This is a genomic window from Robiginitalea sp. SC105, from assembly GCF_014243345.1.
In the GTDB taxonomy this organism is placed as follows: domain Bacteria; phylum Bacteroidota; class Bacteroidia; order Flavobacteriales; family Flavobacteriaceae; genus Robiginitalea.
The window spans coordinates 814,131-829,657 of sequence record NZ_JACLZF010000002.1 but is presented as its reverse complement, the minus strand read 5'-3'; the positions used below and the strand labels follow the sequence as shown (position 1 = coordinate 829,657).

Annotated in this window: 7 protein-coding genes; all 7 read right to left on the bottom strand. The window is 54.2% G+C overall.

The features are described 5' to 3' along the window. Positions 1 to 34: 34 nt before the first annotated feature. Positions 35 to 9,397 (bottom strand): malectin domain-containing carbohydrate-binding protein, encoded by a 9,363-nt coding sequence (locus H7F20_RS12865; protein ID WP_185786576.1) that lies wholly within the window; start codon positions 9,395 to 9,397, stop codon positions 35 to 37. An 851-nt stretch (positions 9,398 to 10,248) separates the two neighbouring features. Then, a complete protein-coding gene (locus H7F20_RS12860; protein ID WP_185786575.1) occupies positions 10,249 to 10,785 on the bottom strand; it encodes a 1-acyl-sn-glycerol-3-phosphate acyltransferase in 537 nt (178 codons plus the stop codon). A gap of 15 nt (positions 10,786 to 10,800) precedes the next feature. Continuing rightward, positions 10,801 to 11,925, bottom strand: coding sequence for an iron-containing alcohol dehydrogenase family protein (locus tag H7F20_RS12855; protein WP_185786574.1), 1,125 nt, complete (start codon positions 11,923 to 11,925; stop codon positions 10,801 to 10,803). 4 nt (positions 11,926 to 11,929) lie between these two features. Continuing rightward, complete coding sequence (locus H7F20_RS12850; protein WP_185786573.1) at positions 11,930 to 12,631, bottom strand: HAD family hydrolase; 702 nt, start codon at positions 12,629 to 12,631, stop codon at positions 11,930 to 11,932. Then, on the bottom strand, positions 12,622 to 13,335 hold the full coding sequence (kdsB, locus tag H7F20_RS12845) for a 3-deoxy-manno-octulosonate cytidylyltransferase (RefSeq protein ID WP_185787164.1): 714 nt from the start codon (positions 13,333 to 13,335) through the stop codon (positions 12,622 to 12,624). Before kdsB ends, H7F20_RS12850 begins: the two co-directional genes overlap by 10 nt. 74 nt (positions 13,336 to 13,409) lie before the next feature. Next, positions 13,410 to 13,973, bottom strand: a complete 564-nt coding sequence (locus H7F20_RS12840; RefSeq protein ID WP_185786572.1) for a DUF4126 domain-containing protein — start codon at positions 13,971 to 13,973, stop codon at positions 13,410 to 13,412. Positions 13,974 to 14,004: 31 nt separating this feature from the next. Continuing rightward, a complete protein-coding gene (locus H7F20_RS12835) occupies positions 14,005 to 15,444 on the bottom strand; it encodes an ATP-dependent RecD-like DNA helicase (protein WP_185786571.1) in 1,440 nt (479 codons plus the stop codon). Between the last annotated feature and the right edge of the window lie 83 nt (positions 15,445 to 15,527).

The window sequence follows — 15,527 nt, the reverse complement described above, 5'->3', positions numbered from 1 at the left end:
TCATAATTATGATCTCTTTAAAATGCGATTTGAGTTACCGGTACCTGCTGACAAGGACTTCTTCCTGATAGGACTGCCCGTTGGCATCCGTTATCCTGACGTAGTACATTCCGATAGGCAGGTCAATGACATCCAATCGATAGGAACGCAAATCCTGGTCTCCGTTGGCACGGACTACCCGCACAAGCCTTCCGGCCGTATCGTAAACCTGGAGGGTAACCAGGCGTATCGGCTCCTCGAATTGAAGCGTAACTTCCGTATCTGCCGGGTTCGGACTCGCTTTCACCGGGTTTGTAACCGCAGTTCGGGCCGTGGTCGTGCTGTTTACAACGGAGAAATTAACCGTGACGGTAGGCCCGATGTTCGGGTCGGCCACCAGGGTGTAATTCCCCACCGGGAAAGGTTTACCCAGGATATTGGTCCCGATATCCCCGAAGAGGGAGCGCGGGGCCGGGCTTTCAAACCGGCTTTCGGTTAACGGGCCGGTCAGGTTGAATTGTACCCCTCCAGAATTTACATTCGGGTTCCATATCACGCCCAGTGGTGTTTCCCCGATCACTTCCTTGGAAATCACCAGGCCATCCGTAAGGGCAAAGAGCTCGGTATCGGTATTGGCGTTCAGGACAATCAGCGGCGAGTTGCCGATTGTGGTGGTTACCACGATATTCTGAACAGCGCTGTTGCTGCAACCACTGGCATCCGTATAGGTGTAGGTAATCGGGAAGGTACCCGGTCCTACTGCAGGATTAAAGGTATCGCCAACTACCCCCGTGCCCGTATAGATGCCTCCTGCGGGAGAACCGCCTGTGAGGGTAAAGGGCGCATCCGTATTGAGGACGCTCGGGAACGCGGCCAGGCTTACGGTCGGCAGTGGGGGTCCGGAGAGTGTAAAGCTCACCACATCCACACAGCCATTGGTGTCACTCACCGTAACACTGTAGGATCCGGCAGCCAGACCGGTGGCCGTGGCACTGTTCAACCCGGCGTTGTGGCTCCATGAATAGGACAAGGTGCCAGTTGACCCACTCACGGCAATTGTTGCACTTCCGTTAGACAGCGTACACCCAGTTGGGTTGGAACTGCTTGCCACGGTGGCCTCGAATGCCGCACAGACCGGGTTCTGATCCACAACCGAGAAGTTTACGGTAATGGTCGGTCCGTTGTTGGGGTCTGCCACCAGAGTATAATTCCCAACCGGGAATGGCTGTCCCTGGATATCGACTCCGATATCCCCGAACAGGGATCGCGGTGCCGGGCCTTCGTACCGGTTCTGGGTAATAGGGCCACTCAGGTTGAACTGTACCCCTCCTGAGTTAATGTTCGGGTTGAAAATCACGCCCAATGGGGTATCTCCAATATCTGCCTTGTTAATCACCAGCCCGTCTGTGAGTGCAAAAAGTTGCGTGTCTGTATTGGCATTCAGTACGATCAGCGGGGAACTTCCGATGGAGGAAGTAACCACGATGTTGCGAACCGCACTGTTGGTGCAACCATTTCCATCAGTATAGGTATAGGTAATTGCAAAGGTTCCGGGACCCACAGAGGGGTTGAAGAACCCACTGCTTACACCCGTTCCGCTATACGTACCCCCGGCAGGCGAACCTCCCGAAAGGGCAAAGGGCGCATCCGTGTTGAGTACACTGGCAAACGGGGCCAGGGTTACCACTGGCAGAGGTGGCCCTGTCAGGGTGAATCCGACTACGTCCGTACACCCGTTGGCATCAGTGACCGTAACACTGTAAGCACCTGCAGCCAGTCCTGTTGCCGAAGCACTGTTCAGGCTGCCGTTGTGGCTCCATGTATAGGAGACCTCACCGGTAGCCCCGATGACGGCAATGGTGGCGCTCCCTTCGGTACCGGAACAGGTGGTGGGATTACTGCTGCCGGCCAGGCTGGCGTCGAATTCGGCACAAATCGGATCTTCGTCCACAAAGCTGAAGCTGACGTTCGCAGTGGCACCTGCCGTACCGCCTCCTCCGTTACCGGAATAGGCCGTTGCAGACAGGTTGTAATTGCCAATCGGGAATACCTGGGCAAAATAATTCCCAGAGTTGTCCCCGTAGAGGGCATAGGGTGGAACGCTTTCCGTGCGGTTATTTGTCAATGCCCCGCTGAGTTGCATGACCACGCTTTCTGCATCAGGCGTTGCCTGGGCGCGAATGTTCAGGTTAGCTGTGGGCAGAGTGGCCGGATCGACCTCCATGCCGTTGGTGATCACGAACAAGTCCGTATTCGAATCGGCGTTCACCAGGACAAACTGCAGGACGCCCAGCGGTGGAACGGGTTCCACGGTAAAGGTAATCGGGATACTGGCGTTGGTATATCCGGACACAGGCCCGGCTTCCAGCACACCTGTATAGGTGCCCGGTGACAAACCGTTGCTGTTGAAGATCACCTCATAGGGGGTTCCCTGGTTAGCCGCCGACGTGGTGGATGCCCAGCTGGCCGGATTGCTTGTGGCATTATCCGTAATGCTCATGGCAGCCGGCGTAGGCAGGGTGCTGGCATCGTCCGAATCCACGATATAGGAAACCTGTACGGACTGGTCCGGGTACAGGGTTTCCTCCATGGAGGAAGGTTCTATGACGAGTAGCGCAGGTGATTCAATGAACATGCCGGCATCCACTATAATCATGTCACCAAAGGCCAATTCAAAGCAGTCAATTGCCCCACTAGTTTCATCACCAGTAACATCGGAATCGATATTATCATCCCCTCCCACATTTGGCGAGGTAAACGCATAACCTGGTAGCGTAGGTAGTTGTACCCTATAGTTTCCAGCTACCAACCCTGCAAAATTATATTCACCATTCGCATCGGTAGTAGTAGAGAAACTTAGCTCCGTTACACAATCCGTAAGAAATACCGGGACAGATTCGATTCCGGGTTCTCCTGCATCCTGTAAGCCGTTGGCATTGAGGTCATCCCATACCCGTCCCCCAATCTGTGCATCCAGAGGTGGGAACAATTGTGCATTAAAAGAGCATTGTGCCCCATTTCCGTTAACGTCCAATACCGTAAGGGTAACAGTTGTTATTGATCCGTCGCCTGAGACCGGGGTTCCGGGAGCCGGATCCTGCACAACAGAAGCGATGCCACAATTATCTGAAACTTCTGCAAGTGCAGTGAAATCGGGAAGCTCACCAATAACTGTCCCTTCTACAATATCCGTACCCAGGAAATCCTGATCCCCGGGACAGGTTAATTCAGGCGCCAAATTATCCACAATAGTTATATTGACGTTACAAGTTGCAGTATTACCTGCGGCATCCCTTGCCTGCACAGTTACTACCGTAAGTCCTATTGGGAATATCCAGTCCGGTTCAGCCGAATAAGTTATTACAGGGGGCAGTCCATCATTGTCAATAGCTGTGGCAGCATATAACGATGCACTCAAATCGAATGTCGCCTCACAAACCCCGGGATCTGTCTGAATCCATAAGTCAGGTGAACAGGTTAGTTGGGGTGGCTCACTATCACCTTCAACGGAACCCGTCACACGCCATACCTGTTCGGAGTTATCCTGCGCTTTAACCGTGTAGTCAACTGGAGTGCTGAAATCCTGGCTCGAACCAGATTCAGGGGTGATCGTGGCAAAAGCCGATACCCCAATGGCCGGGGATAAACTGTTCAGGTCCGTGCCAAACGGCATGGTGAATTGTACCGTATGCGCGATTGCGTCGATCACGGAACTTCCTGACTGGTTGGTCACGCTGAAACTTACGATATCGTTGCCTGTCGAAGGCGTAAAGTTGACAATAACGTTCTGGGTACAGGTTCCTGTGTTGCCAGAATTATCCGCAACCGACCACAGGATCTGGGTAGTACCCACCGGGAAGGGGTCATTTAGCGTAAGGCTGGCATTATCACTACGCGTGGGCGTTGCCGTCAGGCCGGTGTCGCAGTTGTCTGTGACACTGGGTTCGGGCACGGATACCACAACCGGGTTGCCATTGCTGCTGGTTACAATCACGTTCGCGGCACAGTTCACATCCGGGGCTAACGGGTCAGTAACGGTTACATCGACCATACAGAAATCGCTGTTGCCGTTTACGTCAAATACCGTGAGCATGACCTGGTTGACACCCAGATCACCGCAATCGAAACTGGTTTTGCTGGCTTCAAAGCTGGCAATTCCTGCATTATCCGTGGAGCCGCCATCGAGGTCGTCTGCCACCAGGGTGGCCAATCCATTTTCATCCAGGAAAATCTCCAGAGGCTGACAGACAGCAACCGGATTTTCCGCATCGTTGGTTTCTTCGACCAAAACCGTGCTGGATGTTCCCTCGCACCCATTCGCATCGGTTACCGTTACAAAATACGATCCGGCGGTGACCTCTATGGTTTGGGAGGTTTCGCCAGTGGACCACTGGTAACTTGTATATCCTGCACCGGCATCCAGGGTGACCCCCGGGGTTCCCTGGAGGTAGGTGAGCGGTCCGCTGATTAACGGCATGGGGCTCTCCGGGGCATTTAAGGTGACTTGGCCGGTGGCCTCGCAACTTGCGTCATCCGTGCGCTGCACCACAACGTCGTAGGTGCCGGCAGACAACCCAGGGAAAGTGTTGGAAGCCTGGAAAGTGGCACCGTTGTCGATACTATACTGCAAATTGGTTCCGTTCGCTGTGATTACTATAGATCCGTCCGGGACCTCGCAGTTAATTGGATCTGTACCCACTATCTCCGTGATGGAGGTCAGGCAGACGTCAAAGGTCACCACTGCCTTGGCTTCCGGGTTTGAGAATTCCGTGTGGAACTGGTCAGCCACCACAACGACAATCGTATTTTCTCCCTCAACGATGCCATTGCCCAGGCCATTCGACGAGAGCGCGTCACTGTTTTCGTCAAAGATAAACTCGGTATCACTGAGTTTCCATGCGGCCGGTGCGGCAGAGGAAATACGCGTATCGATATCCAGGTTATTGACATCGGGCGGGTTGATGTAAAAATGGAAGTGTTCCGCATTGCCAAACAGGACGTCCGTTGGATTTACCTCAACGTTTACTGTCAAGCTCCCAAGTGTTTCCCCTGCGGTCGGGCTTACAAAAGTCACGGCAGGCGGCAAAACATTGACGGATATCTCATCAAAACCTTCCAGGGGCTCCGTATCCTGGGCAGTTGCACGCAGGGTCTGAGGGCCTGGGGTTACAAAGGTTCCGGTTGTGTTGCCACCGCTTCCCGCTGGGATAAACTGTGTGTCCCCAGAAGTCCAAACAATGGAGGAAGTAACATCCCCATCCTGGATATCGCTAGCCGTTGCGGTCAGGGTCGTGGCCTGACCACGGGTGATATCGGTGCCAGCGGAGGGAGCGATAATGCTGACAACTGGCGGGGTGTTACTTGCAGCAGCTGAAACACAGAGCCCATTGAGTTTTGGGTTATCCTTACCTGCTTGCGTGGTAATTACAATATTGAGGAAACCGTCAGATACTGTTACCGGGTAAGTAAAGGTCGCCGCAGTAAATTTTCCGAAATCACCAACCAAATCGATCCCCGTTTCCACTGGAACTCCTTCGATCGTTATATCGATGATACGGACATCCGCATTATCGGCAAAAAGTTCAGCCATATAGAGATCCACGGAGAAATCTCCATTGCCTGTGGGAATGTCATAGCGCAACCCTAATGCATCATTCGTCCAATGTTCGGACTGATACATTTGCTCTTCCCCGCTACCCGGGGTAGTTCCGGTAATGGCACTGGTAGTGGTAAAGAAATTACCCCCTGCAGGCGTTACATAGGAATCTGCTATAAAACTCTGACCAAAGGCCGAAACAGGTCCCTGGTCACCTGAATTGATACACAGTGGCAGGCCTACAGGTGCGAGCACTTCCCAGGTAAAACTACTTGTGCTGCTTTCCGCTTGTTCATCTGTTGCTGTGATTACCACGGCATAAGGGCTGCCCAAAGCGGCTCCGGCTGAAATCGTCCCGCTAATGGCACCGGAAACCGGGTCAATAGTCAGACCCGTAGGTAAAGTCCCGTTATCGCTGAACGTGACCGCGGTTCCGTCCGGGTCATTGGCCGCAACCGATAACCCGACCGGGCTATCCCCTTCCAGATTAATCTGGTTGGATATTTCAGCGGTAAAGACCGGAGGCACGGAAAGGACTTCGGAAACGAAACAAATGTCAAACCCTTTAATGGAAGGATTTTGCGTTCCCTTGATAAAATTGATGTTCAATACGCCGTCCGTTACGGTGGCAGTATAGGTTTCCACCTTCGCAACGTTGACATCCGCCCCGGTTGGTCCGGACGGACGATAATCGTTTAGCGCGAGATTCCCTTCGATCTCCACGTCGAAGACCCTGGGGTTGTTGATCTCCCCGGTCCAGTTTTCATTGAACAACATCTTGACTTCATAAACGCCGTTCCCGGTTGGGAAGGACCAGTTCATATTGTCCGGGTTGGCAACCTGGCTGTAGCGCTCGGTCTGAAACAGATAGTCCGGGTATCCTGTATCATTGGATGCCAGGGGGGCGTTCGATCCAAAAGTAGTGTCCTCTGCGGGAGGAGTAAGGTCCAGATAGGGCGAGGGTGTTCCGAGCTGGGCTGTCCCATTGGTCGGTCCTGTCGCTTTCTGGTCTTCTTCAAAATCCCCGTTGGCCGAAAATACAATCGGTCCGCCCGCATTCACGCGGAAACTCGGCGTGGCACAGAATGGCGCAGGATCCACGATAATGACCGTGATACTGGATTGCCCGGTGAGCGGATTGGAACCATCCAGGTCGGTAGCCGAGGCGGTGATGACATGGGTTCCCACAGAAAGCGTGGGGGTTATTGTAGAACCGGTGCCCAGGGATCCGTCAAGGTCGGACTCCCAACTGATGCTGGCCGAAAGGTCCCCGTCATCCGGGTCATTGGCCGTTCCGGTAAAACTCAGGCCAGCGTCGGAAGTTGCATAGATGCCATCTGCCGGGCTGGTGATCGCGACTACCGGAGCCGTATTGCCGCTAACCTCGGTAAAACTGAATTGGGCAATGTTTGCACCAGCGCTAAAATCAAGGCGCAACGTCTGCAATCCCGCATTGAGGAAAGTGACCTGGGTGGTATAGGCCGCGTAGTCCTGCCAGCCGGCGCCATTATTCACGACTCCGACAGATCCGATGGGCGTGAATCCGCCGCCAGAATTTTCAGAAAAAGTTACGGTGGTTGTACCGGCATTCCCTTTGGCTGCCTGGACTTCCAGGTCAAAGAGTCCTGGTGCAGGCACGTTGACAAGGTATTCAACAAAATCCCCATTGTCGATGTAGCCGATATTCTGTGCCGTAGAAGTTTCAATGGCAACAGAATATCCAGCACCCGGGGCACTGGAACCATACCAGGGGTCGGGGTTATTGAAGGTCCGTGCCAGGATAGTACCCGGAACCTGCTGGGCCACATTGATCCGGAAAGATTCCGTGACGGGAGTGTTCACCCCATCATTGGCTGTGACAACAGCCAGATAGGAGCGCCCGGTCCCCGGGGCGGGGGTCCAGTCAAAGCTATAACTGCCGCCTCCGTTATCCGTAAGGGATCCGACTGAAACCGAAGTAGTCGGTGTAAAAGGGTTATTGGTTCCCCCGGCACTGATATCGAAGATCTCAATGCTGGCAGCCGGGTTGAAGTCATCGGTTACGGTAATGGGTATGGACAGCGGAGCGCCTTCATTAATTTCAATGTTGGCGATAGCTGTTATAACGGGCGGGTCATCCCCAGCCGGTGGATTCACCGTCAATGTGAATTCTTCGGTTACCGCTGCATTCGTACCATCACTGATAATCGCATTGATGGTGTAAACGCCCACCTCGCCAACGAGGGGCGTGCCCTCCAGTTGTCCGCTGGTTGGGTTGTAGGACAGGCTGGCAGGCAACCCGTTGAGCACCACAGTAAGCGCATCGCTTTCGGGGTCGCTGATATTCAAAAGGGCAGCTGCGGCCTCCGCCGCATTGACATCCAGGTTCCCGATATTGCTCAGGGGGTGGAGGTTGGCTGATGCTACCTCAGTAATGCAGATTCCGGATAGCTTACCATTGTCTACGGTTGCGTCGCCTATCTGTAGGGATACGTTGCCGTCATTAACCTGAACGAAGTAAGTTCTGGTAATGGCTGTCTGATTGGAACCCAACCCGTCCTTGACGGGGTCCACCAGGTCGTATTCGTCCAGGATCCGATTTCCATCCAGGAAAACGTCAAAAATCCTGCCGCCTGAAGCAGGATGGAACACTTCGGCAAAATAGAGGTCTACCTGATAAAAGCCATTGGCCACAGGGATATCATATATAAATGAAGGGTTGGTACCACCGGCACCACCGTAAATTTCTTTCTGGAACAGGAGCTCCTCACCCGTACCCGTCGTAGTGCCGGCGATTCCACCACTATATCCAACGTAGGGCTTACCATTGGTCCGGCTGAAGCCGGCTCCCGTGGGTGCCGCAGCATTCGGATCCCCGACAAAGGAGCGGCCGAATGCCGTCAGGTCTCCGTTTCCGGAAGCTATGCACAGCTGGAATGGCGGGATTTCACTAAAGGAGACACTAATGTCCTGATTTGAGGTTACACCTGTAATTTCAAAAGTCCCCTGCTCCGGGGTCCCGTCTGGCGTTACCGGATTCCCGTCTACCAGCACCTGGTCGATTTCGTAACCCGTATCTGCCGTAAAGGTGAATAGTTGATTGGCGTTTTCATCGACCACCACCTCGCCTTCCGGATCTATGGATCCGCCTATACCCGTAACGCTCGCACTGATGGTATAGGTGGGGACCGAAATAGTCTGCACCTGAATAGTCTCGGTGCTTTGCCCGGTGGCCAGGTTGTTGTCGGTAACTGTAAGGGTAACCGTATAGGTTCCCGTAGCATTATAACTGTGGTCCGTTGTCTGGCCATTGCCAGCTGGGGAACCATCCCCGAAATCCCAGGAATAATTCGTAATGAAGTCACCCGCATCAGGATCGGAGGAGGCGCCGGCATCGAAGGAAACCACATCGTTGACGCCCACAAGCGTCGAGGAAGTGGTAAAGGAGGCTATGGGAGGCAGATTGGCAATTTCCACGGTAACCGATGCGCCGTTGGCGGTACCCAGAATGTTTGCCCCATCGAAAGTCACCAGGGTGGAGGCGGCACCATCAGGATCGTAAAAATCTATCCCGGAATTCCCAGGGGCAAGGGCCTTGAATTCAATTTGAAGGAGGTCGGAATCCGAGGAGGGAAAATTACTGAAGGTGCCGCCCCCATAGGCAATCGTCCCCAGGGTATTATCAAATACCGCTGACACGAGTGGGATGGGAAGACTGGTTGTAACAGGTGTCAGGGATTGCACTTCCAAAATCGCCGGGTCAAAACTCAGGTACACCTCCGCCAGGTCATACGACTGACCACTCGATTGCACTTCAACCGTCAGGGTGAAAGTATCATCCACACTTACGGTTGAACTTGCCGGGGTAACGGCCAAATCGGCTTGTGCCCTGACCGCTTCTGTAAGGCCGGAACCCATCAGGGCAAGGCTCAATAGAATCAGCGACAGCCATTTCCGATTGAATGCCGGAACAGTCCGGACAATTAAATGGGAGGGTTGCATCCAAAGGTTCGTCTCCTGGACGATACGGATTACTCGACTAAGACATTGGCGTAGACGGACTACATTTTCCATAATGGGAGCTGTTTGTGGGATGATGATGTAAATGGTTCATGCTAAATGAACAAGAGTCATCTTTTCCTGCACAACAATCCCGGGACATAACCCTGGCGGGCCGTCCAATGGAACCCGCCAAAGAGGAAAATAGCGGGTAATCCGGAGAGGGACCTGGCAAATAAAAACCTGCCGAAATCCCAGCGTAAAATTGTTTCATAGGCAAAAGTGCTCTCGTTGCACCATTGCATAAGAAGTGTAGGTCGGAAGTAAGTGTGGGGTGACTTCCAATTAAATAAAGGGGGAACAAACAATAGAAAACTAGGGTGGTTAGCCCTTTTGGCGAAGCGTCATCAGTTACTGGTTGGCTTCTGGATGCTGAAACTAGGGTTTTAAGGACTAAATACCAGTCCAATCGCATTCCTATTCGATAAGCGACATAAAATATCGGTAAATGGTAAGGTTGATTATTTGGCTTAACTTCTGCTTTAACTAAATCGACCCAATGGGTTGTACGAATAGGTTTACGTTACTAGGAAAGGGCGTAAAGGCAATTCTAAAAATTGGACTTATGCGAAGGAAATCCCCATACTAATTATCCCTCTGAGGGTCGCCTCGAAAATTGCGTTACCGTCCCGGCCTCAGGAGAATTCCGGCACGTATCCTTTTACGCCTTCGAAAAATTTCCGGTAACCGGCATAATCCGCCTCAAAGTCCCCGGTCGGAAAGCGGGGCTCGGAAATCTTAACCTGCTTCTTCCCAAAATCGAAAGCCACCAGGACAATGGGTACCCCTGCCCTTTGAGCGATAAAGTAAAATCCCGTGCGCCAGCGGTCTACTTTCTTACGGGTGCCTTCAGGGGCAAGGGCCAAACGGAACACCTTGCGGCGGCTGAAGATATCGGCCACAGCCTGGACGGTGTCCTTTCGCTGCCCCCGGTCTACCGGGGCTCCCCCGGTCCACCGGAAAAACCAGCCAAAGGGAGGCTTGAACAGGCTTTTCTTCCCTACGTAATGGATAGGTTCGCCCAGCATGCTCCGCACCACCAGTCCCAGCGGGAAATCCACCCAGCTGGTATGGGGGGCGACCGCTACCACGCACTGGTCGACTTCGGGGAAACGCCCGACCAGTTGCCATCCCATCAGACGATGGAATATAAATGAGGCGATACGTTGCATGGAAAGCGCGGGGGATTAAATGCGTTTATAGATATCCACAATCACTTCCGGGGTTGCCTGGGTTTGCCAATCCGGGCCCAGCGCATTTTCCCAGAGGGGTACCATGCTGAGGGCCACCTGGACCATGGTATCGAGGTCGTGTTCGGTGAGCCCGGCACACACCCCCTCGGGAAGGCGGATGTTGTTTTTGGCGAGCATGCTGCCGAACTGTCTCACGCCCTCTGGGTAATACGCCCCAAGGTGCCGGAACACCAGACAATTCCCAAGCCCGTGCGGCGTGCCAAGCACATAGGACAACCCATAGCTGAGGGCATGGGCAATCCCTACCTGGGAGTACGCAATGCTCATCCCCCCGTGCCAGGAGGCCATCATCAGTTTTTCGCGGCTTTCCGCCTCTGGCAGGTCCCCGAGGAAGACTTCCTCACAAAGCTCCTGTGCCTTTTCCCCATAACTCTGGCTGAATGCATTCAGGTAGGTACCGTTCAGGGATTCCACGCAATGGATAAAACAGTCCATTCCGGTATAGAACCATTGGTCCCTGGGTACACCCCGGGTCAGGTCCGGGTCGAGGACCACCTGGTCAAAGGTGGTGTAATCCGAATTGATCCCCAGTTTCCGGTCGGGGCCCAGCAGGACGGCCGTACGCGAAACCTCGGCCCCGGTCCCGCTAAGGGTGGGGACACCGACATGGTAAACCGCCGGTTTGCCAACGAGGTCCCATCCCTGGTAACCCGAGGTTTCGCCGGGGTTGTTCAGCATGATGGCGACCGCCTTGGCCAGGTCCAGGAGGGTGCCGCCCCCGATGCCCACGATCCCGGAAGGCGTGGAGGAAAAGCTTTCCCGAATCCGGGACACCAGGGCATCCACCTGCCAGGTTTTCGGTTCCTCACTGGCGGAGATCAGGATAATCTGGTCGTCGAAGAGGAGCGGGATACGCCCCAGCAGCGGGCTGTCCTCGAATACGTCATCCACCAGGAAAACGACCGGGGCCTCCGCGTGTTTGCGACGTGGCATCAGAATTTCGCCCAACTGGTCAAAACTGCCCGGTCCGAAAATCACGCGGGGTACCATTGGGAAGTTCCTGTAATTGGAACCAGCCCTGGCGGCTTCAACGTTGGTGGGTTCTCCTTTCACTTTCATTCCGTCAGTTTAGGTATTTCAAGAGTTCGTTCAATCGGTTGAGGGTGAGGTGGTCATTGGTGTGATCCGTTGGGTCGACCTCTTCATGGGCCCAGGTGGTGTGGAAGGGTACGTGAACCGCCCTGCCCCCGAGGGCCAGTATAGGTAAAACATCCGACTTGAGGGAATTCCCTACCATGAGGAACTCGGATATATCTATTTCAAGGTGCTCCAGCAGCCGGCTGTAGTTGATTTCCTTCTTGTCACTCAGTACTTCCACATGGTGGAAATAGTCCATCAGGCCGGAGCGTTCCAGTTTGCGTTCCTGGTCCAGCAGGTCGCCTTTTGTGAGGACCAGCAACCGGTAACGCCCGTGGAGTTTTTCCAGGACCTCAGGTACGTCATCCAGCAACTCCAGCGGGTGGGCAATCATGTTTTTGCCCAGTTCCAGGATTTTTGCGAGCGTTTTCTGGGGAACCCTGTAATTGGACAACTCAAGGGCCGATTCCATCATCGAAAGGACGAACCCCTTGATGCCGTATCCGTAGAGCCGGAGGTTCCGCATTTCCATTTTGAAGAGTTCCTGGTCGATGGTGTTCCGCGTCTCATAATCCTCCAACAGGGCGGCAAAGGCATCCTCGGCCTCCCGGAAATAGGTTTCGTTTACCCAGAGGGTGTCGTCCGCATCGAAACCGATGGTGGTTATGTTGCTGAAATTCATGTCCATGCCGCCTTCGCTTTTTCGAGGTCTTCCGGGGTGTCGATCTCAATACCGGTCACCCGGGTCTGCACCATCTTGATGCGCTTGCCATACTCCAGGTAACGGATGGCTTCAATTTTTTCCACCGCTTCCAATGGCTGCATGGGCAGGCGCCTGAAATCCAGCAGAGCCTGCTTCCGGAATGCGTAAACCCCTTTGTGTTTGAAATAGGTGGCCCTGACGGTTTCCGAGCGGGGATACGGGATGGGAGCGCGGGAGAAATAAAGGGCAAACCCACGGTGGTCGGTAATGACCTTGACCGTATTGGGGCTGGCAATTTCCTCCGGGTCCGTGATCTCGGTCATCAGGGAGGCCAGGTCGATTTCCCCATCCGGGTCGGCCCGGAAAACGTCCAGGAGTTTTGCGAGGCTCTCCCCCTCGATAAAGGGTTCATCCCCCTGCACATTGACCGCGATATCCACGTCGAGTTGCTCCACGGCTTCAGCGATCCGGTCGCTCCCCGTTTCGTGGTCTTCCCGGCTCATGATCACCTCCCCCCCGGCGTTGCGGATGGCTTCGGCAATATCTTTACTGTCGGTAACCACAACCACCCGGCCAAACAAGCCCGTGCCCAGGGCTGCTTCATAGGTACGTACGATGACCGGTTTCCCTGCGAGGTCTTTCATGAGCTTACCGGGGAAGCGGGAGGCTCCGTAGCGGGCAGGAATCATGGCAACTACCTTCACGGGTTACGTTTTTCTAGTTTTAGCAGGCCTCAAATGTACAGTTATTTGAGGGGATTCACTTATATTTTTGGTCGCAGTTTGCGGTAGATCCGGAACACGAAAGCCAGGATCACAATGACCAGTACCACCCCGATGACCGGGGCCAGGATGGATGCCAGGCTCAGTACGGTTGCCGTACCGGTTTCCACGGCTGCAACTGCCGGGTTTGCCAGGCCTCCCGTAGACAGGGAGGAAGCCATCCGGCTGCCTGCGGCCGCACCTTTTATGGCCGTAGCCGTACCCCCGCCGGCGATAATGGCCAGTGACCAGGTAATCACCGGGTCTACGCCCGTAACGGTGGATACCACCACCGCTGTTCCGGCCAGCGCAGCCAGGGGGACCGCCAGGGCATCCAGGGCGTTATCCACCCATGGAATAAAATAGCCAAACAGTTCGGCCAGGGTGGCCACCCCCAGAGTGATCAATGCTGCCAGGCTACCGATCCACTCCCAGTTATCATTGAGGTCCCACAGGCCGTTATAAGCCGCCAGGCTCAATGCAAACAGGGGCAGGAATACCCGGAAGCCCGTGGAGGCCGCCAGGCCGATACCCAAAAAAATACTGATAATGGTCTCTCCGCTCATCCTCGCTTCAGGCTCATGTCCCTAAAATACGTCATTCGCCATTTACAAAAAAATCGTTCTGGAAGCCGATCAGGTAGAGTTTGGAGCGGGCGCGGGTAACGGCCGTGTACAACCACCGCAGGTATTCGCGGTCCGGGGCTTCCCGCAGGTAAGGCTGTTCCACGAAAACGGTTTCCCATTGCCCCCCCTGTGATTTGTGGCAGGTAATGGCATAGGAAAACTTCACCTGGAGCGCGTTGAAATGCGGGTTGTTCTTGACACTCAGGAATTTCTTGTAGGAGGAGGTTTCCCCTGCGTAGTCCTGCATGACTTCCTGGTAAAGGCGGTTCCCGTCCTCATAGGAGAGGGCCGGGCTTTCCGCCTTGATGGTATCGAGCAGCAGTACGGTCTCAAAAGGCTTCTGCCCGGGATAGTCCACCATCCGTACCTTAACCTCGGCAAAGCGAAAGCCGTACAGGTCTTTGATGGAAAAGATCTCCAGGACTTCTATAATATCGCCGTTGGCGATAAACCCCGCTTCCGAGTTGCTCTTGAGCCAGAAATAATTGTTCTTCACGACCATCATGTAGTCGCCGACCGCCAGTTCATTTTCCAGGAAAAGCAACCGGCTGCGGATATTTTCATTGTAGAGGTTTGCGCGTTTGTTGGAGCGGACGATAACGGCCGTTTCCTCCTTCCCTCCTTCGTCAAAAGCCCGGTTGATGGCATCCTGTATCTCATACCCGTCGATCAGCCGGACAATGTCCGCATAACCTTCCAGGTCGAATTTGAAAAGGCCCACGGGCTCGGCAGCCAGGGCTTCCCGAAGTCCTGTGGCGTTCATCAGGATACCTGAATCCTGTGTCTGCCGGACAACCTCGTCCAGTTCGAGTTCGATCACGTCCCTGCTGTAGCTGAGTTCCAGGGTGTCGGCTTGCAGGGCGGGGCTGAGACTGAGTTTTACGGGTGGCAACTGGGCGGTGTCCCCTATGAGCACCAGCTGGCACTTAAAGCCCGAATACACGTAGGTCATCAGGTCGTCCAGCAGGGACCTCTCGGATCCCTTCGCGGTGGACACCGGGGCATCCGGGATCATGGAAGCCTCGTCGACGATAAACAGGGTATTGCGGTGTCGGTTGGGCGACAGTGTAAACCGGACCCCCCCGGACCGCTCTTTTTTGGGGATGTAGATCTGCCTGTGGATGGTAAAGGCCCTGGTATTCGTATAGGAAGACATCACCTTGGCCGCCCGGCCGGTAGGCGCCATCAGGACCGCCTTTTTTTTGGTATGCCAGAGGTTGGCGATCAGCGTGCCCAGCAGGGTGGTCTTCCCCGTACCGGCATACCCTTTGAGCAGGAAGATCTTATCGGTATCCCTGCCGATGATAAAATCGGAAAGAAGCTTAAGCGCAACTCCCTGGTTTCGGGTGGGATCATGGGGGAACTTTTCCTCTAAAAGCCTGTAAAATGCGGGGGCGGTAAGCGATTCCATAGGGGTTTAAAGATACGGACCTTTTTATGGGTAACCCTTTTGTGATTAAAAAAAAATCGTAGATTTGTGTTTAACCGCTAAAT

Excerpts from the sequence above, each read along its gene's own strand:
- H7F20_RS12860 (WP_185786575.1), bottom strand. The coding sequence starts at position 10,785 with ATGCAACGTATCGCCTCATTTATATTCCATCGTCTGATGGGATGGCAA.
- H7F20_RS12855 (WP_185786574.1), bottom strand. The coding sequence starts at position 11,925 with ATGAAAGTGAAAGGAGAACCCACCAACGTTGAAGCCGCCAGGGCTGGT.
- H7F20_RS12850 (WP_185786573.1), bottom strand. The coding sequence starts at position 12,631 with ATGGACATGAATTTCAGCAACATAACCACCATCGGTTTCGATGCGGAC.
- kdsB (WP_185787164.1), bottom strand. The coding sequence starts at position 13,335 with ATGATTCCTGCCCGCTACGGAGCCTCCCGCTTCCCCGGTAAGCTCATG.
- H7F20_RS12840 (WP_185786572.1), bottom strand. The coding sequence starts at position 13,973 with ATGAGCGGAGAGACCATTATCAGTATTTTTTTGGGTATCGGCCTGGCG.
- H7F20_RS12835 (WP_185786571.1), bottom strand. The coding sequence starts at position 15,444 with ATGGAATCGCTTACCGCCCCCGCATTTTACAGGCTTTTAGAGGAAAAG.